This window comes from Aminipila terrae (genome assembly GCF_010120715.1).
Classification (GTDB): Bacteria; Bacillota; Clostridia; order Peptostreptococcales; family Anaerovoracaceae; genus Aminipila; species Aminipila terrae.
Window position 1 is genome coordinate 303,907 of record NZ_CP047591.1, and the last position, 19,087, is coordinate 322,993.

Below are 19,087 nucleotides of genomic sequence, written 5' to 3' on the forward strand. Positions count from 1 at the left end.
CCTTTTCTATTATATATGAGATATATTATTTGTGTCAAGAAAATATTAGTTATTCATACTAAAATCATTATTTTTCTTTAGTTTAAACTTATTTACTTCCTCCTGTAAGGATGAAGCCTGTCCTGACAATTCTTCACTGGCTGCTGCGCTTTCTTCTGCTGTAGCTGAGTTTGATTGAACAACAGAAGAAATCTGTTCAAGTCCCGTGGTAACCTGATCAATAGATGCCGTTTGTTCTTTAAATGCATCCGATATCTGATTAATAGCAGTCACAACCTCTTCAGCTTTTACAACTACAGAATTGATTGCCTCTGCCGTTTCTTCTGCAATAGTACTTCCTTCTGATACTGCTTTTACCGTATCCTCTATAAGCCCAGTGGTATCTTTGGCAGCTTCTGCAGATTTTCCTGCAAGGTTTCTCACTTCATCAGCTACAACTGCGAATCCTTTCCCTGCTGCTCCTGCTCTTGCTGCTTCCACAGCTGCATTCAGTGCAAGAATATTAGTCTGAAAGGCTATATCATCAATAGACTTAACAATTTTACTGATTTCTGCTGATTTTGCAGTAATATCTTCCATGGCGGTCATCATTCTGCTCATCTTGGCGTTGCTGTGCTGCAAATCATTACCCATATTAGTAGTCTTTTCACTTGCATTATTTGCATACTCTGCATTTTCTTTAATATGATCAGAAATTCCAGTAATAGCTGTTGCCAGCTCTTCTATAGAACTGGCCTGTTCAACAGACCCCTGAGCCAACGCCTGAGAACTTGTGGCCACCTGCTCAGCTCCAATGTCCACCTGATCTGCAGATGTTCTGATATTGCTCAACGTCTGACTTAATTCCACCACAATGTTAATTATGGATTGTTGAATTTTTTTAAAGATGCCTACATATTCAATAGAAGGATTTAAGTCAAAATTTCCCTTAGCCATCTCTTCCAAAGCATTAGAAGTTGCACTAATAACAGCTTCTGTTCTTTCCACCATGATTTTCATACTGTCTGCAAGGCTGCCAATTTCGTCCCTGCCCGTATAATTTATCTGAACATCAAAGTTTCCTTCAGACAATTCTTTTGCTGCCTGTTCAACTTCTCTGATAGGTTTTACGATTCTGTTTATCAAAGCTATTATAATGGCTGCCGCTATAATTAGAGATAATAAAGAAATGCCAAGACATATGATAAGGGAAGTATAAGCAGATTTTAAGAATTCAGCTTTTTCCACGTTAACACAAATAGCCCAGCCATCTGTCTCCCCAATAGGAGAGAACATTGCATACTTCTTTACTCCCTGATATGTATATTCTCCAAAACAAGTCTCGCCTTTGATTGCCTTTTCTGCCAATTGGGACAAAAGTTCTAGGCTTTTATCCGCTTTACTCATATCTCTTATGGTTGTTGCAGTATTTACTAATGAGTCATCCTTATGGGCAAGCATGGTTGTATTTTTATCAATAATATATCCATATCCTGTTTTTCCCACATTAATTGTCTTTACAATATCTGATAAAAATTTTCCGTCTAAGGTTACATATACTACCCCAACAATTTTGGTATTATATAATCCCTTATCCCAAAGAGGTGCCGAAATGTAAATCGTCGTACCAGAACCATCTGTCTGCACTTTAGGCTCAGAATAATATGTATTTCCTGCTAAAGCTTCAGAAAAAAATTCCTGATCCCCAACATATTTTCCGTCAAGGTTCGTTCCGGAAGAGTTGGCAATGGATGCACTGGTAAGTCCGTATTTTTCAAGCTTGCTATCCAATATCTGCCGCTTCTGATCATATGTTGTTTCAGCATTGGAGAGTCTTGCTATAGTACCCATTTCACTTACAACGCTTTTAGACATACTCATTCGGTTCTGTATTGCTAGAGCAGATACAGCGCAGGTCTCTTTTAATATGGACTGAACTGTTGATGCTGTTCCTTTAATGCTTAGAACACCAAATACAGCCGACACGGTCCCAAGTGAAATAAGCAATACCGCTAAAATTGTTGCTAGTATTCTTGTTTTGATACTTTTAAAACCCATGTTCATTTCCCCTCTTTCTTTTTATTTTAATTATACTGCAATTTACAGAATTGTCCATATATTTACACGTAATTACTGTATTATTTTCTATAATTTGTAAAATAATGTAGTAATCTGTCGAAAGCCTGCTTAAATGAAGTTAGTGGGTTTTAATTCTATTATTCATTTTTAAATATATCATTAATGATATTAAATATCACATCTGGTGAATAGCCGAGCCCCTGAAGTCTTCTGGCAATTTTTCCTTTAATCCTTTGGATTTCTTTATACTTTTGTTCTTTCTCCTGAAAATCACAGTCCCAGTCTGTTAAGTACTCAATTTTAGTATTTTCTATAATTTTAAGGGCCTGATTCAGTGCTCTCTTTCTTTCTTCTTTTGCTGCCAAATCTTCAGAAGAAGATACTTTGTCATCAATTATTTCCTGTTCAATGCCTTTCTGCCTGAGGTCATTTTTTATTTTCATAATACCTTTTCCCTTTGATATGGCATATTCAATATATTTTTCTGCATATACTTCATCATTTAAATAATTCAAATTAAGTAAATAGCTGATGGCTTGTTGAATTTCTTCTGAAGAAAACTCTTTTTCAGTTAAATATTTCTGTATTTCCATACAGGTTCTGTCTCTGCTGGCCAGATATTTAAGAGCAGAGTCTACAGGATTCTTTTTTACCACTGTTAAATCTTCTTTATTTTTATCAGCTCTCATATGTATCTCCCGCATTGGCTACTATACATCTGTCTCCCATAGCCTGTTTTAAATCACATATGGCATTTATTCCAGTACAGTGTACCGGCATAACCATTTCAATATTTTCCTCAAGAATTTCATTTACAACTTCCCATCGAACAGATTGATCCACACTATATAAATGCATTCCAGCTATTAACCCTAACATCCTTTCCCCCGGAAATATCTGCTTGGCATATCGTATAACAGGGATTACTCCTTTATGACTGCATCCGGAGAAAACATATATACCTCTGCTTACTCCTTCCGTGTTCCTGTCTCTTATTATTAAAAACTGTTCATGATTCATTTCATCTTCCTGTAATTCAATATCCCCATTTTGTGATACTTTTTTTATATAAAACTTTTCTGTGGTTTTTGTTTCTTTAATGTTAGGAATTGTTCCGGAAATTACAATGTCTTCTGAAATCTTAAATATACCCTCCGTTAAAGTGACTCTATTCATAATATCATCCTTTATGTTCCTGTCCCATAAAATTCCACAGGGCTCTTTATCTAAGACACCATGTTCAGACCCATAAGTTTGCTCAAAAGCATCTTTATGAATATAGATATCAGCATTTGAATTAACACTGCAAAAAAAAGGGAGTCCTTCTGTATGATCATAATGCCCATGACTTATAATAGTGTGCTCCACCCTTTTTAAATCTATATTCAGAAATTCTGCATTCTTAGCGAATATATCTGATGCTCCAGTATCAAATAATATAGTTTTACCAGCTGCTTCTATGTATAAAGACAACCCATGCTCTGCCATGCAGCCTGGATTATATGTCTTATTTTCTGATAAAAAAGTAATCTTCATCATCTTTCACCCTCATTTCCTAAAATTTTAATATTAATAAATTCCTTTACCCTGGAACAAGTGACTCCAACTAATTTGCTTTTCGTAATAAAATCACATTTATCTGATGGTAAATCCAGCTCTTGAAAATATGCCTCCCCAATAGTTTTCTTGAGAAAATAGTTGTTTCCTTCTTTGCTCACAACTGAAAAATCAGAAAACCCTTCGTTGGCAAATCCATTTCCTGTATACTTGACATAAGCTTCTTTTCGTGTCCATACCTGAAAAAAACCATCTATACCCTTTTGATGAATATATTCGATTTCATTTTCTGTAAAAAAGCGCTCTGCAATTTTTTCATACTTTAAATTTTTATAAAATTGAATATCAATACCTACATTAAAATCTGCCATCAGGCACACCCAGATTTGTCCTGAATGGCTTATGGAAAATTGCACTGGTATATTTTCGAAATAAGGTTTACCATATTTTTCACGCTTAATTACAATTCCTGTGTACGCATTGCCAGAATAGTCTTTTAAAGCTTTTCTTAGAAGTTCTTCACCAGCTTTTCCTTTATGCTCTTTTCCATCATATATATATACGATCATTTCCTTTTCTCCCGTATAAAATAAGCACCATATATACCTTCTCATATACATGGTGCCTCATTTCTATTTATTAAATTCAAATACGGCTTATTTCTGAGCGTTCAGTCTGGTCAGAATTCTCTGATATCCTTCGGACCCATAAACCAGACATTTATTTATTCTACTGATAGTAGCAGTACTTGCCTTTGTTTCCTCTTCAATCTCACTATATGTTTTCTTTTCGGACAACAACTTAGCGACCTGCAATCTTTGTGCAATAGCATGAATTTCATTTATGGTACAGATGTCTTCGAAGAACCTGTAACAATCTTCCTCATCCTGTAATGTTAGGATAGCTTTAAACAACTCATCAATGTCTTCACGTTTAAATTTTGATTCATATGCCATTATACTGCTCCTTTCAAATGCTTTAACACTTTACAGTACGATTATAGCACTTTAATTTGCGAAACGTCAATGAAAAAAATAAAATAAAGGCTTTATTCATTATAACAGAGAAGCCTTTATTTTAAAAGTTTTAAGAAGGTTATTATTTTTTATACATATAAAAGATATCCTTTTGAAATAAACTCCATGTCCTTAATCACATGGTCAATATCTGTATACTTTTTCCTTTCTTTAAGTAAATACTGGCTGATAATCAAGGACAAACGTTTTGCATGAATGTGCTTTTCCCTATCCTCTATTATGTCAAAATCGGGAAACCCTGTCAGCACAGTAATTCTGGAGATATTTGCAACTGCTGCAAACCCCAGCATCTCCTGCAACAGATTAACATAGATTTCCTTCCTGTATTCACGACTAAAACTATATGCTGCTTTGCCAAATCTATCCCAGAGGGTATCGAATATTTTTACATATGAAATGTATATTTCTTTAATAGATTCCAGCAGGTAATTGGCGAAATCACCAGACTGACCCTCCCTTTTTTCTGGTTTAAAGGGGCATGCTGCATATTGTGAGATAAAATTATTAATCAGATACCCCAGATCATATGAATAGGGTCCAATAAATGCATATTCCATATCGATTACTTTCATTTTGTCATCTTTAATAAAAATATTGGAAGTATGAAAATCTCCGTGAATCAGGCATTCACCTTTATGCATATAAATATCTCTCATAACATAACACTGGGCTATAGTTTCCCTGTCCTCCCAGATATTTCTGGAAATGGCATAAAGGTCTGGATCATTATTTCGATTCACAACTTCTCCTATAGGTTGGAATTCCGGGATAAAAATGCCATTCTCCATAATCTGCCTCATAGCGCAGTTACAAAAAGCCCTTTCAATTTTTCTGAACAGACCTGTTTCCAGATATATTTCTGAAGTAAAGAAATTAGATACTGCCAGAAATTCTCCTATTTTTTCAGCTAGCTTCTTTTGCTTTTTCATTTTATTGAACTGATACCTGAGAATCTTCCATTCAGTAAAAGATTCCATGATAAAAATATGATTTTTTTCATCTAGATAATATAATTCTGGGAGATATTCTGGAACTAAAGCTCTTTTTACCCGGATTGCTTCATACTCCAGTTTATTTCTTTCTGCTGGCAATTCCAGTGGAATGTGTTTGGAATAAGGCCTTGCCTGTTTTATTACAACGGATTTATTTTTATTATTAATATAATAGCTTACACAAAAAACAAAATTAACATATCCATCCCCGCTGCCACTTTCTGAGTCTTTGTTTTCAAAAGCCCTGGAATTAATATTTTCAGCACCACATAGAATATCTGTATTTTGTTTTAGATAATCGATCACGTTATATCTGGTTAGTATAAACATAAATACCCTGATTTCTTAAAATATCAGGGTCTACATCGTCCATATAGACCCTGTTCATTTACATAATACTCTTAATCAAATCTTCGTGTGGGGAAGAAATCATACTATAACTGGTTATTTCTCCCGTTTCTTTCAATTCATTTAAGCATGAGTTAAGTGCAGATTTTACAGATGAAATTTCTCCTGTAAAAATCAAAAATCCTTTTCCCCCCAGTCCTCTTGCTATTCTGATCTCCATTAACCTGACATTGGAGGCCTTTGCTGCAATATCTCCAGCTGTAACTGCTGTCAATGCAGAAATAGTTTCAATAATACCTAATGCGGAGACATGGTTAATTTCGGCTGTCCCCGAAATTGCAGCAGGCAATGATTCATGTACGTTATTTATAATGTGATATCCTACTAAAAAGGTTTCTGCTTTTCCCACTCCTGCTTTCACTGAATTCTTTACAGCGCCTACATTGCCCTCAACAATAATTATGTATTTTCCCGGACATATTGGCGTTGCCAGAAGCAATTCCACACTGGCCGCTTTTAGCATTTCATCTGCAGTTTCCATTCCTACGGGAATACTCTTTAATTCTACTAAGCCAATTGATTGTCCCATGAGCTACCTCTTCTTTCATAAATAAATTAATTAAGCAAATAATATCGTAACTGCAAACATTAATATCATAATAGTTGTCGCAGGAGGATCTATATGAGTATCACAATGACTGTTAAATGTCTTTAAGATAAAGTCACCCACAACAGCCCCCAATATTCCGAAAATGACTCCCATAACCGGATTCCCGGACCACACTGCAGCACAGGCTGCAGGATAAGCTATATGATGTGTAGCCGGGCAGGCAAATCCAGTCTGGGTGAATATCAGAGAAGCAGCTGCTATACCAAAGCAAACAATTGGAAAGGATCTCATAAGTGCCGGGTCTGTTCCCACATTTAACATCTGTGCAGAAACAAAACCAACGGCAGCACCGATACCCAATCCCAGCACTACATTGCAGAAAAACCCTTTTCCACCTGTAAAATATTCTCTTCTGCCTTCCCCTTCATATTTCCCAGTAAGGCCCGTTGATCCAAACATCAGTCTGGTTATAACTGCAAGTATGACAACGGTGGTTCCCGGCCAGTCTGACGGAAGATTAATGGCTGCAAAAAACTGGTATATCAGCATACCTGCTAATCCAAAGATGCCACCTACAAGAAGAGTCATGGGATCTCCCGTTCCGTATAAAGAGGATAATATATCCGTACCACTTCCAAGTTTTTTTGTTTTACATGCATAGCCAGCAGCGGCAACACCACCTGCAAAGGCTACATGTGGCCCTAAATATGCGCCAAAAGCCACAAATCCAACTGTCACATCCGTTGCTCCTGCCAAAGCAGCTGTACCTCCTGCTATAGCAATAAGCCCTGTCAATATAAATGCCGGAAGAGCTCCAATATATGCGCCAATTACTCCTCCACCAAAAGCTGCTATTACCAGTAACCATTGTAAATTTTCCATACGCTGTTCCTTCCTTTTCTTAAATTGAATCCTGTTATACCTGTATACTAATACTGTCAGTACCTACACTCGTAACCGTCCCTGACATACTGGCATGAATATTACTTCCTAGTTTTCCTTCAGAAATTTTTCCTATTAAATCGCCTTTACTTACTAAGTCTCCTACTTTTACCACAGGCTCTGCCGGTACACCAGTATGCTGCTTCAATGGAATGAATACATTGCTAAACTTTTTTTCTAAAGGAACCATTGGTGCCGGCTTATCATAGGAACTAAGCCCTAATCTGGCAATCAGTTTATTGACAGGAAACTTTTTATATTCCCTGAAAGCTGCTGATTTTTCTGGTTTATTATTAAGAGAATTCCTTATCCCTGCTTTTGCCATTTCACCTTTTAAGATTCCGTTTATTTTCCAAGGCTGCAGATTCTGCACACAGGCATATTCACATAACCTGCATCCGCAGCACAGAAACGCATTCACTGGTGTCACTTTACTGTCACAGACTTTCCCATAACTTGCTATACGAATCAGTTTATGAGGTTCAATCCGGTGACCTAACAAACCCCTCGGGCATACTTCTGAACAAAGGCTGCAATGCATACATGCAGTTTTTGCTTCCCGCATCATATGGGATACATCCTTAGTTAAACTGTTAACTAAAGAGTGATTTTCAGGCAGTACAATAAGCCCTTTTACAGTTTTTGTAATTACATCATCCTGGGAAATGAGTTTTCCCATCATGGGGCCTCCATTTATAATTACATAATCCTTTACTGTTGGCCCCCAGCTAAATCAATAGCCTCTTTCACCGTTATTCCCAGAGGAACTTTCACCGTTATTCTGTTTACTACCTCCCCTGTAACCGTTAAATATTTATCCGTTACATTCTGCCCATTGACACACGCCTCGTAAACATTGATTGCCGTTTCTACATTTGTAACAATAACTCCTACATTTAAAGGTATTCCACCTTCTGGTACAATTCTTCCAGTAACTTCATACACCACTACCTGCTCATCCCCTGCCGGATAAAAGTTATCCAGAAAATACAATTTTAACTTAGGATAATTCTTTAGCAGAGCCCTTAATGCGGCTTCTGCATCATGGTATTTTCTTTTTAATGCTATAACCCCTTCCCTGGCCCCTACATGATTAACGATTAACTGCAGGGCTGCAAGAAGTTTTTCAGCCTCCTTGGCCATCAGTTGCTGGTCCACTCTGAGTAAAGGTTCACACTCTGCACCATTGACAATTACATATTCAGCTTTTGCATTGTACTTTACATGGCTGGGAAATCCTGCACCTCCTGCGCCTACAATCCCCGCTTGTTCTGCCAAAGCTGTCAAACTTTTTTCCATACTGCTACCTCACCTTTACCTTACATCTAATCCTCCTACAAGTACGCATCTTCGTTTTCTGGCAAAAGACTTTGCAGATGTAAGGCCCTCTCCTGTAGGACCTGCAATAGTAAAGGTTGTATAGCCTTCGCCACCTACTCCAATACCTGCATAAGAAGGGCCATTTTTAACAAAAATAGTTGTCTGTATCAATTTAGCCATCTTAGTAAGTTTATCTACATTTCTGGAATGCATCATAGCCGTATGCCTGTTGCCATGCTCTGCCTGAATGGCCAGCTCAATGGCTTCATCAACGTCATTTACACGTACCACAGGCAGTATAGGCATCATCAGCTCCGTTTGTACAAAGGGGTGTTCTCTTGGTGTTTCCATAATAATTACTTTTATTTCCGGACCTACCTGAATTCCCACATAGGAAAGTATGTACTGTGCGCTTTTCCCTACGAAGCTTGTTTTCGGGCCACCATTTTCATTTATGACCAACCCTTCCAGCTGCCTTATGAGAGCGGAGTCTTTCACTTCATAAGCTCCAGATTTTTTCATATTAAAAATCAGATAATCTGCAATTGAATCTACTGCTATCACTTCTTTTTCTGCTATACATGGCAGATTGTTGTCAAAGCTACATCCTGCAATAATATCAGAGGCTGCTTTTTCTATATCAGCAGTTTCATCCACCACTACAGGAGGATTTCCTGCTCCTGCTCCAATTGCTTTTTTCCCGCTTGAAAGTACCGTTTTAACAATAGCAGGGCCTCCTGTTGCAACAAGCATTCTTACCTTAGGATTTTCCATCATCTTGTTTGTATTTTCAATGGAAGGTTCTTTTACTGTTACAATAAGATTTCTGGGTGCTCCAGCCTCTTCAAGCCCTTTATTAATCATTTTTATTAATGTCAGTGATACATTTTTTGCTCTTGGATGAGGACTGAATATAACAGAATTTCCTGCCGCAAGCATGCCGATCGAATTGCAGATTATAGTTTCTGTTGGATTGGTAGTTGGAGCTATTGCACCAATTACACCAAAAGGGGAGTATTCTACAATGGTCAGTCCATCATCACCAGTCATTGCCTCTGTGGTTAAGTCTTCAATTCCTGGGCTCTTTGTGGCTGCTAAAGAATTTTTAACCAGTTTATGTTCATACTTTCCCATACCTGTTTCTTCAACTGCCATCTGGGATATCAGCTCCAGATTTTCTTTCTTTAAGACTACATCACGGATTACCTGCACGTATTTTGCTCTTTCTGACATGCTGCAACCCAGATATTTTCTCTGTGCCACAGCCGCAGCCTCTGCTGCATCATCCATATTTTCAAATATTCCGTAACTATAATCTTCATTTAATGATGAGGCATTTTCATTTACACTGTTGATTACCTTTTTTACCAATGCCTCTACCATGTTTACATCTATATTCATTTTTACTGACCTCCTGAAACCTGCTTTAATGCAAATTGTGCAATTGCCCTGTCCTCTTCCGCACTTCCGCCGCTCACACCAATAGCACCTACCACTTTATCCTCTACTTTATATGGAATTCCTCCTCCAAAAGCAATGATCTTTCCCTCGTTAAGATTTTGAAGTCCATAGAATTCTGCACCGGGTACTATTAAATCTGCCAGCTGATCTGTGGGCATCTTTAGCGCATTTGCTGTATAAGCTTTACTTATAGAAACCTTTATACTGATTAAAAGGGAGTCCTCCATTCTGTGAAGCAGTAATAAGTTTCCTCCCTGATCTACCGCAGAAAACACCATGGGCACATTTATCTCTCGGGCCTTATCCTCTGCATACTGAGCCATCTGTTTTATGGTTTCTAAACTAAAGGGCCTGTTCTCACTGGCGGTTTTCCATAGACCAGCTTTCTCCATAGACTTTTTTACGGCTTCTTCTACTGTGGCTTTAACTTCCTTCTGCTTCACATAGGTTTCTTCCAGCCTGGCTAGTGCATATACTGCATCAGACAGCCTGTTTATGTATTGAATTAAAATTTCTCTGATATTTTCATGCCTTCTGGCAGAAATTACAGCTCTTTCGGCTCTTCGTATTATGGTCCTTGCTGCATGCATTGCTGCCGAAGCACTATTTACTCCTGGGATGACAAATTCAGTCTGTTTCCCCGTGGTCTCCGTACATTTATCCACAATGTCCTCTAACGCTGTTACATCCATCTCAGAGATGTTATTTCTTAAAAGGGATATTCCCTTTTCATCACTTGCCAGCTCTGCCCCAAGAACAAACAGTTTTTTCTGGATGCCACATATACATTCTTTTATATAAGGGTGTTCTGTTAGTGAATATGCCAGGCCCAGCATGGAATTTGCCTCATCCAGGGTACCATAGCACTCTACCCTGGGACTGTCCTTAGGTACCCTGGACCCGCCTACTAATCCAGTCTGGCCCTTATCTCCCGTTTTGGTGTATAAGTTTGCCAAAATTCATCACATCCTATATATTTATTTCTACAGAATCTACAATTCCAACAATAGTTGCATCAACTGGAGTCGTAGGATTTCCCAGTGCATATTTGGCTGAACTGCCCTTGGAAATAATAACGGTTTCTCCCGTTCCGGCACCTACTGTATCAACTGCGATTTCAGTTCTACCAACAATCTCCATGGTGTCTGATAATTCTTTAACCAGCAACATCTTGTTTCCTGTCAGATTGTCATCTTTACGGGTTGAAACTACAGTTCCAACTACTTTTGCTAAATACATATTAACCACCTGTTTCATTCCCTAATTAACTGTATCTTTTTTCCCCGGGCAGTCTCTTCTGCCAATGTAGTTACAAGGGCATCCCTGTTAACCTTAATTACTCGGCACCCGGCATTTAATAATATATCTACGTTTCCGATTACTTTTTTGGAAAGTACCATGCATCCAGCATTCTCACCAGCATCTCCCTTATTTTCAATGAAGGTTCCGCCTCCCGGTCCCAGATGCAGTACTTTCCTTTTAGTGCTATCATATAAGTTTTCAAGAGTAGTTAAATATGCTCCGTAAGAAGCTATTTTTTTCATGTAATCTCTTAGTTGAGCTTTTAATGACTCTGTCATTTTATAACCTTTTGCAACACGTTCTTTATTATCTGGGCAGCATCCATCTATACCAATAATCACATTTTTCTCCCGCATCATAGCGCTGGAAATCAGCCTTGAAGCAGGTGTATCTGCTATACAACAGGCTAATTTTGCTGCTGTATTTATGGTCATTGTCGGGACTATAACTGTCTCAAAATCTTTTGCCAGTTGTTCCGGCAGTTTCTGACTGCTTTGATAAATTTCTACAGGTTGCAGGTTTTCCTGAATTTTAGATAAATCTAAAAGATATCCGGCACTCTCCGATAAAAATACTTCAAAAATAAGTCCATCCTCTCTTAGCTTTTTTAAGTTTTTCATTGCTTCATCAAAATTCATCAACGAACCCGTAAAAACAACTAAAGCTTTTTTATGATACATGGCTATCTTTTCTGTTACTTTTTCGGCAATGTATGATATCAGAACCTCGTAAATAGCATTTTCCAAATTATCTCTTGACATAATACCACCATCTAAATGTCATCCTTTATTTTCTAATATCGATTCAACAATCTTCACATTTTCATTATTTTTAACATGGACTGCATTAGCCTCATCCATATCAAGATGCATTTCAAGTGCATCTTTTTCTGAAACTCTGAGCAGGACATTTTTGAATATTGCCATTCTTTCATTTCCTGCCTCCACACTGACCCGGTCCCCGTTTTTCAGACCAAGTGTTCCGGCTATACGTGGAGGCATATGGATGTGCCTTTCCGCCACAATGGTCCCCTGGATTTTCTCTACTCTCCCTTTGGGACCTATTATTTCCATACCAGGTGTGCCTTCCAGGTCTCCTGACTTCCTTATAGGAGCCTTAACACCAAGAACATAAGTATCACTCAAAGATATTTCTATCTGAGTCTGATTTCTTAAAGGTCCTAAAACTCTTACTTTCTCAAATTGACCTTTAGGACCTTTTAATGTTACTACTTCTTCTGATGCATACTGACCTGGCTGTTTTAATTTCTTTACTGGGGTAAGTTCAGAGTATTTACCGAAAAGAACATCCATATCTTTTCTATCCAGGTGAACATGGCGGTTAGATATGCCAATTGGAATTTTTATGCTCTTAGCCGAGAGTTCCTCGATTACCAACTTTGTAACCATTCTGACTAATTCTTCATTGGTTATATTCAAGGTACTCATATTCTTCTCCTATCTTTTTTAAAGACCTTTTGGAAGAAGATTTTCAACATCCGTATGAGGTCTTGGAATAACATGCTGAGATACAATTTCCCCAACCTTGGCAGCGGCACAGGCACCTGCATCCACAGACGCCTTTACAGCTCCTACGTCTCCTCTTACCATCACAGTTACTAATCCAGAACCAATCTTTTCATATCCAATCAGTTTCACATTTGCTGATTTAGTCATAGCATCTGCTGCTTCAATTGCACCAACTAATCCTTTTGTTTCAATCATTCCTAATGCTTCATTCATGATAAAATCCTCCTTTAACATATTTCATTTAAATAATCCTATTTTTTAGTCTTGCTGTTTTTTTTAACATTCTTTTTTTGAACCTCTTGCGGATTTTCGTCTGATTTTTTCTCCTGTACTCTCTGATTATCTGGCTTTGCAGATTCTACATCGATATCTGTTTCGGAAGCTCCTTGTACTGACGGAGTCTCTCCTGTTTCTTCAGCCTTTTCAGGTTCTACAGGTTTTAGAATATCTTCCGCTTTTACTTCTGATTCAAAACATGGATCTTTCTGTGTATCCTGCTTTGTCACACACTCTGCTGTATATCCAACTGTATCCCTGTTTCGTATCAGAGATTCCAGGCTTGCCGACGGTCTGGCTATCACTTTGGTTCCAGCAATCTTTCCTACTTGTAAAGCAGCTGCACAGGCTGCTTCTACTGCAGCTTTTACTGCCCCCACATCTCCTTCTACTTTAATTACAGTCCTTCCTGATCCTTTAGCCAGCTCGTAACCCACTAAAGTAACATTTGCAGATTTTACAGCTGCATCTGCTGCAGTTATACCTGCAGTAAGACCTATGGTTTCGATTAAACCGAGGCTTTTTAGCATTACCAGTTCACCTCCTTGCAAACCTGCCGCCTGCTTATTCCCGTAAATTTTTAAATGGCATCCTTTTCACCAGTCTGGCACCATTTGTTCCCATAGACCGGATCTTTTCCATGTCCTCATGAGTGGATATACAAAAGAGTGGAGACTCTGCTTCTAATTTCTCATAATGTAAAGCGATATAGCCTTCTGTTATGCCTATTCCAACTCCCAGTCTGGAAGTCTGACAGGCTTCGTACGCCATTGCGATATGGTCCCTGCCATTTACCACTTTTACCTCATAAGGTATTCCTTCTTCTTCAATGCCGTGGCATATCTGGTCCAGAATATTTTCACCGCCAAACTTTTCATTTACATGAATCATAATTGCCGGTTTTGATCCTTCACTTATTAACATAATCAACCATCTTTCCCGGCTACCGACAGTACTAAGCCCGTAGCTACTGCATTTCTTGGCCCCTCAGTCCCTCTTATGTTGGCTCTTCCGGATACGACCCTGTACTGTGCCAGTGCATCCGTAACCAGCTGAGGTATTTCAAAGTCTAAGGCTGAGCCTCCAACCAGAACTACAAACTGTATGTCCCTGACATTATTGGTAGGACTCACTTTTGTTAAAGCTCTAATAGCATTTGTCACAAAAACCCTTTCCTTTGCAGCCTTTCTTATTAGCTTTATTTTCTCGATAGAGTAATTCCCTTCCAGAGGTATCATTTCTCCCTCTTTCAGAATTACAACCTTCGCAAACACATTTGCATCCAGAGGTTTCTCAAAGAATTCTACCGTTCCGTCTTCATGCCTGATATGAAACAAGCTTTCTACTTTAGCTAAAGGATATTTTTTTATATCTTCCGCCGTATTAAAATCCTGCAATCCCATTTCAGACTGAATCAGCATAGTAGCCATATTCCCTGCACCTGCTAAATGAATGGAAGTTATTCTTCCGCTAGGCGTTATAATAGAGGCATCCGTTGATCCAGCCCCCATATCCAGTATGGCAAGGGGCTCACTGGTCCCCGGCGTAGTAAGCGCACCTCTTATAGCCATATCCGCTTCAACCCCTCCCACTTTAACAGGTACGTTTATTTTATCTGTTAGTTCTGCAGCAATTTTCTCCATCTGAAGTTTATTTGCCTTCACCATGGCAGCTATTCCTACTGCACTTTCCTGTGAAAACTCATTGGCTAAGCCACCTTGGACTTTCTGCGGAGTAAAGGTATCCACTGCCAGCAAATCCCTTATTTTTATACTTTGTGGGTGCTGTCCCGTCAGATTAGACATAACCTGCCTTACTCTTTCCAGCATACCTCCTGCATTGGTTCCTGGTTCACCTTTTACATCCTCTACTTCAGGAACTGTATTTACTACTTCCATGATTTTTTCTGATCCTTCATCAACATCAACTTTGATGGATTTGTGTGAACTTATGATTTCTATGGTTCCTGCCGGAATTCTTCTTTCCTTTATATCTCCCTCAGGGGTTTTTATTACAACTGCTGAACGATTTCCTATCAGCGCTCTTGCAATGGGTACTACCTGTTTTGTCTCTTCCGAATCCAGATTGAACATCGTTGCAATCCCGTAAGGATTTGATAAAACTTCAACCACGCTGCCTGCGCCGGCAACTTCAACTGCACAGAACATTCCAAGGGGGACTTTATCCACAAGTTCCACCTCGTCTACAATAGGAATTTTCTTGTTTAACCTGTTGTTAATCAGGACTCCATCGTCCTTCTGAACAATAGCTGCAGTAATATTCTTACTGCCAGAGAACTTATTGATTTCTTCTGCAGCCTTTTCAAAATCTACAGAAGATGGAATCACTACTATGTAGTTTCTGCCTCCAGTTACGCGGCCTAACTCTGTAATCAGAACTGTTTCACCTGCTCCCACACCCAATCCTCCGGGTGTTTCCGGGTTATGGCCTATCATAGTAGATTCTGTAATAATCGTTTCTGTTATGGTTTCCATGGCTACATCTCCGATAACCGGAGCAGCTTCATTTACCCTTATTTCATCCAGATCTTCTAATTTTAATCCTGCTTCATCTAAAGCATTTGTGAGTGATTTAAACAATCCACTGATATTAGCTGAGGTTCCTTTTATTCCGGTTGTAGGAACGATACCACTGGCAAGAAAATCTGCTTTACCATTCTGTATTTTTCCAATAGCTGTTTCTGTAGTAGCATTTCCTATGTCTATACCCGCAATAATCTTCATAAAGTCCTCCATTGGGGCTAAGAAAAATTAATCTCTCTTAAGTCTCCCTCTTTTTTCATATACTTCTGCTGCTTCTTTCACAAGCTTTGCATTGACTTTGCAGTCATACTTATTTTCTAATTCTTCTGCAATATCATAAAGCTCCTGTTTCGTTGAACGATATGGTCTCAGTGCATTGTATATTTCCAGAAGCCTGTCATCAGGAACAGCAATCAGTTCTGCTGCTCTTCTGAGATTTCCTGCAAAGGCATCTCTTCCCACCGATTCCGCAACCTGAGCCTGCATTTCCAAGGTCTCAGGAGCAATTCTCATATCTTCTGAGGTCAGCTGACCGTTTAAAATCTGATCAAGGTCCATTTCTGCCAGCTTTTTACCCGTTGGGGAATAAATCTGATCTGCCATTTTTTCACCAAGGGGATAATTTACTGCGGTAATCTTAGAGGACTGACAGATATCAGCTGTCTTTCCAGCCGCCGGAACACCAGCCATTGCTTTCATAACCTCTTCAACTATTTGTTTCATCATTATTTCCTGATCCATAAAAAGCCCCTCCTATTTAAATTCTACTTTTAAAATCTGTGGCTTCTTGTTCATATCCACATGTTCCGTCTCTTTGATATGAAGAAGCGCTGCAATAGCCTGATATTTTGGTCTTGCCATCTGGTCATTTCGAACAGGAACCGGTGAAGGCGATTCACCCTTAGCATACTTTGCCGCATTTTTACCAATTTTACGGAATGTATCCAGATCGATAAGCGGTGCCTGCGAGAAAAGCTCAAGGTTAGCAAGAGGGAATAAATCTTTCTGATGAATAACAGTTGTACCTTTTGACTGAATACCTATACCTATTCCTGAACCACTGATCTTGGCAGAATCATGAGCTACAAAAGAAACATCGGAAGTTCTGTATACTTTTACAACCCGGTACTTAACTCCTTCTTCTTCAATACCTGCAATAATCTCTTTAAGTACTTTATCATGAGGGATACCCGTGATTGTTTTTGTCTGATATGTACCAAATGCAGCTGCTACACCAATGACAACTTCATTTGGTAAAGTTCCCTTCTCTGCATTTCCCATTTCTGTAAGAACAAGCTTACTTTCAGGGTTTGCAGCAGCTGAAACCACTGGCTTAGTTTCCTGTGAGACTGCATCTATATTCATTTCTTTCAATACATCTTCAATAATGCTCTTTAACATTCTTTCATCAAGTGCCATACTTCCACCTCCTATTTCACATCTTCTGGACTGACAGCATTAGGAATATTTTTAATTTGTTCCCATCTGGCATCACTGATCTGATATCCTGTTTGTGGCCCACGATAATCATTAGGATAGTTTACTGCGCTTATAACATGGAACTTATCATCCAGAATGGCAGATGTATGTAAATAGTCACCAGCAACTCTCTGCTTAAGCATCTTAAATATACTGTCAGCAACATCTGGGAATCCAGCTCCGTTCAGTGCCTTGACAAAATCTACACCTGTTATTTTCCTTGCCATCATGTCTTCAATAGCCTTAATATCTGCGGCCTGATCACGATCTGGCATATCCTGGCTTCCATGGGCATAAGTAGCACACTCAACTTCCTCATCCGTTACTTCAGGAAGTCCCAGTTCTCTGAACAGCCCCTGCATAACTCTTGCTGCCTTATTTCTTGCTGCTACAACTTCTTCTTCATTAACTGGCTGAAGACCACCGTCAATTTTCAAATCCCTCTGGATAATGTTCCAGTCGTCATAATCTTCAGCATCCCAGTTTGACCCTGCAAACATATTGTCATAGTTTGGAGTGGAACTGTAACCGGAACAGATAAAATCTGTTCCCGGAACCATCTGCATCAGGGATCGGGCACATCGTCTTAAATCTGAATGGGTAAAGGTCTGGTCATTTGATGACGCACATTCCAGATCAAGAGCCATAGCGATCAGATTCTCAGCTAAAATAGCCCGTATTCCTCCTGGAACACCGCCGGGAACACCCACACAGCTTACGGAACCATTCTGGATTCCCTGAACGCCTGCTCCTTTTGTTATATAAAGGCATCGGGCTTCTAAATAAAGCATGGACTTACCTTCCGCATATCCCATCTGTACTTCTGACCCTGTGCCGGATGTGAAACGCATTTTCAGACCTCTTGATGCATAACTTGATGCCAGAAATGTCTTTGAGTACGGAGTATCATCTCCATCCATAAATACTGGTTCCGTACCATATACTGAAACAGTTTCTGCATATGTAGTAAAACCTCTCATACCCATGATCAGTTCCGTAGCTTCTTCTACTGCGCACTGGGTAAGAATTCCAGGCCTGCCTACCTGTGCTCCAATAAAGATGCCCATGGCATTAAACGGAGCAAGTCTTGCGACTCCTACTGTAGTTTCCTGCTCGTCAAAACCTCTTAATGCAGCTTCTGCAGCATCTGCAGCAATCTGCACAAAAGAGTCTTTTACATTTGTCACGTGACACTGATTGCTCGGAATGAGTCTGGCTCTCATTTTGGTTACAGCCATCATCATCTCCAGAACGGTCATTTTGCCAACCACTTCAACAATCTTTGCAGGTGTCATGGATAAAGTTAAATCTAATATTTCTTTTCGTGGTACATTAATGTCACACAATTTTCTTGCTATTTCCAATGAATCCATAGCCATTACTTTTTCTGCATTTGCAGCTTTTATTGCATAGTCTGCTATGAAGGTATCCAACATATCGAAATCAGCTCTTGCTTTTCCGTCTAATTCTACAATTTTTCCATCCTGAACTTTAATACTTGGTTTAGGATCGAAAGGACTGTTCATTGCAATCAAACCAACTTCTGGCCATTCTGTTACAAAACCATCCTGATTGACCGGCCTTTTGGCTAATACTTCAAATCTTTTTGATCTTTTCATTCTCTTGCTCCTTC

General features: G+C 39.0%; 22 protein-coding genes. All 22 read right to left on the reverse strand.

Translation table 11 applies throughout. The features are described 5' to 3' along the window. Nucleotides 1-45: 45 nt before the first annotated feature. The 22 genes from Ami3637_RS01445 to Ami3637_RS01545 all read right to left on the reverse strand — a co-directional run bounded on the left by Ami3637_RS01445 (nucleotide 46) and on the right by Ami3637_RS01545 (nucleotide 19,073). Nucleotides 46-2,037, reverse strand: coding sequence for a methyl-accepting chemotaxis protein (locus tag Ami3637_RS01445; RefSeq protein WP_162361011.1), 1,992 nt, complete (start codon nucleotides 2,035-2,037; stop codon nucleotides 46-48). Between the two features lie 158 nt (nucleotides 2,038-2,195). Next, the gene (locus Ami3637_RS01450; protein WP_162361012.1) at nucleotides 2,196-2,747 is read right to left on the reverse strand and encodes a regulatory protein RecX; all 552 of its coding nucleotides are present in this window, start codon (nucleotides 2,745-2,747) and stop codon (nucleotides 2,196-2,198) included. Then, entirely contained in the window at nucleotides 2,737-3,597 is an 861-nt protein-coding gene (locus Ami3637_RS01455) for an MBL fold metallo-hydrolase (RefSeq protein ID WP_162361013.1), read from the reverse strand. The genes Ami3637_RS01450 and Ami3637_RS01455 overlap by 11 nt, the downstream gene beginning before the upstream one ends. Next, a complete protein-coding gene (locus Ami3637_RS01460) occupies nucleotides 3,594-4,184 on the reverse strand; it encodes a 4'-phosphopantetheinyl transferase family protein (RefSeq protein ID WP_162361014.1) in 591 nt (196 codons plus the stop codon). The genes Ami3637_RS01455 and Ami3637_RS01460 overlap by 4 nt, the downstream gene beginning before the upstream one ends. An 87-nt stretch (nucleotides 4,185-4,271) precedes the next feature. Continuing rightward, nucleotides 4,272-4,571 (reverse strand): YerC/YecD family TrpR-related protein, encoded by a 300-nt coding sequence (locus tag Ami3637_RS01465; RefSeq protein ID WP_162361015.1) that lies wholly within the window; start codon nucleotides 4,569-4,571, stop codon nucleotides 4,272-4,274. Nucleotides 4,572-4,720: 149 nt separating this feature from the next. Next, on the reverse strand, nucleotides 4,721-5,950 hold the full coding sequence (locus tag Ami3637_RS01470; RefSeq protein WP_162361016.1) for a phosphotransferase: 1,230 nt from the start codon (nucleotides 5,948-5,950) through the stop codon (nucleotides 4,721-4,723). A gap of 82 nt (nucleotides 5,951-6,032) precedes the next feature. Further along, on the reverse strand, nucleotides 6,033-6,581 hold the full coding sequence (locus Ami3637_RS01475) for a BMC domain-containing protein (protein ID WP_162361017.1): 549 nt from the start codon (nucleotides 6,579-6,581) through the stop codon (nucleotides 6,033-6,035). A gap of 30 nt (nucleotides 6,582-6,611) precedes the next feature. Beyond that, complete coding sequence (locus Ami3637_RS01480) at nucleotides 6,612-7,484, reverse strand: hypothetical protein (protein ID WP_243158068.1); 873 nt, start codon at nucleotides 7,482-7,484, stop codon at nucleotides 6,612-6,614. A 34-nt stretch (nucleotides 7,485-7,518) separates the two neighbouring features. Beyond that, complete coding sequence (locus Ami3637_RS18110; RefSeq protein WP_330586762.1) at nucleotides 7,519-8,223, reverse strand: 4Fe-4S dicluster domain-containing protein; 705 nt, start codon at nucleotides 8,221-8,223, stop codon at nucleotides 7,519-7,521. A gap of 32 nt (nucleotides 8,224-8,255) precedes the next feature. Continuing rightward, a complete protein-coding gene (locus tag Ami3637_RS18115; protein WP_330586763.1) occupies nucleotides 8,256-8,843 on the reverse strand; it encodes an SLBB domain-containing protein in 588 nt (195 codons plus the stop codon). A gap of 15 nt (nucleotides 8,844-8,858) precedes the next feature. After that, on the reverse strand, nucleotides 8,859-10,265 hold the full coding sequence (locus Ami3637_RS01490) for an aldehyde dehydrogenase family protein (protein WP_162361018.1): 1,407 nt from the start codon (nucleotides 10,263-10,265) through the stop codon (nucleotides 8,859-8,861). A gap of 2 nt (nucleotides 10,266-10,267) precedes the next feature. After that, nucleotides 10,268-11,281, reverse strand: a complete 1,014-nt coding sequence (locus tag Ami3637_RS01495; RefSeq protein ID WP_162361019.1) for a cob(I)yrinic acid a,c-diamide adenosyltransferase — start codon at nucleotides 11,279-11,281, stop codon at nucleotides 10,268-10,270. A gap of 13 nt (nucleotides 11,282-11,294) precedes the next feature. Beyond that, on the reverse strand, nucleotides 11,295-11,564 hold the full coding sequence (locus Ami3637_RS01500; RefSeq protein WP_162361020.1) for a EutN/CcmL family microcompartment protein: 270 nt from the start codon (nucleotides 11,562-11,564) through the stop codon (nucleotides 11,295-11,297). 14 nt (nucleotides 11,565-11,578) lie between these two features. Continuing rightward, nucleotides 11,579-12,388: a flavoprotein gene (locus tag Ami3637_RS01505; RefSeq protein WP_162361021.1), complete on the reverse strand. Its 810-nt coding sequence runs from the start codon at nucleotides 12,386-12,388 to the stop codon at nucleotides 11,579-11,581. Between the two features lie 18 nt (nucleotides 12,389-12,406). Then, nucleotides 12,407-13,075, reverse strand: coding sequence for a phosphate propanoyltransferase (gene pduL / locus Ami3637_RS01510; RefSeq protein ID WP_202931076.1), 669 nt, complete (start codon nucleotides 13,073-13,075; stop codon nucleotides 12,407-12,409). An 18-nt stretch (nucleotides 13,076-13,093) separates the two neighbouring features. Further along, a complete protein-coding gene (locus Ami3637_RS01515; RefSeq protein WP_216859248.1) occupies nucleotides 13,094-13,372 on the reverse strand; it encodes a BMC domain-containing protein in 279 nt (92 codons plus the stop codon). A 35-nt stretch (nucleotides 13,373-13,407) separates the two neighbouring features. Further along, a complete protein-coding gene (locus Ami3637_RS17780; RefSeq protein ID WP_279286681.1) occupies nucleotides 13,408-13,983 on the reverse strand; it encodes a BMC domain-containing protein in 576 nt (191 codons plus the stop codon). A 13-nt stretch (nucleotides 13,984-13,996) separates the two neighbouring features. After that, a complete protein-coding gene (locus Ami3637_RS01525) occupies nucleotides 13,997-14,356 on the reverse strand; it encodes a glycerol dehydratase reactivase beta/small subunit family protein (protein WP_162361023.1) in 360 nt (119 codons plus the stop codon). Nucleotides 14,357-14,358: 2 nt separating this feature from the next. Continuing rightward, nucleotides 14,359-16,176 (reverse strand): diol dehydratase reactivase subunit alpha, encoded by a 1,818-nt coding sequence (locus Ami3637_RS01530; RefSeq protein WP_162361024.1) that lies wholly within the window; start codon nucleotides 16,174-16,176, stop codon nucleotides 14,359-14,361. A 27-nt stretch (nucleotides 16,177-16,203) separates the two neighbouring features. Next, a complete protein-coding gene (locus Ami3637_RS01535; protein WP_162361025.1) occupies nucleotides 16,204-16,716 on the reverse strand; it encodes a diol dehydratase small subunit in 513 nt (170 codons plus the stop codon). A 12-nt stretch (nucleotides 16,717-16,728) separates the two neighbouring features. Beyond that, nucleotides 16,729-17,394, reverse strand: coding sequence for a propanediol/glycerol family dehydratase medium subunit (locus Ami3637_RS01540; protein ID WP_162361026.1), 666 nt, complete (start codon nucleotides 17,392-17,394; stop codon nucleotides 16,729-16,731). A gap of 11 nt (nucleotides 17,395-17,405) precedes the next feature. After that, entirely contained in the window at nucleotides 17,406-19,073 is a 1,668-nt protein-coding gene (locus Ami3637_RS01545) for a propanediol/glycerol family dehydratase large subunit (RefSeq protein ID WP_162361027.1), read from the reverse strand. Between the last annotated feature and the right edge of the window lie 14 nt (nucleotides 19,074-19,087).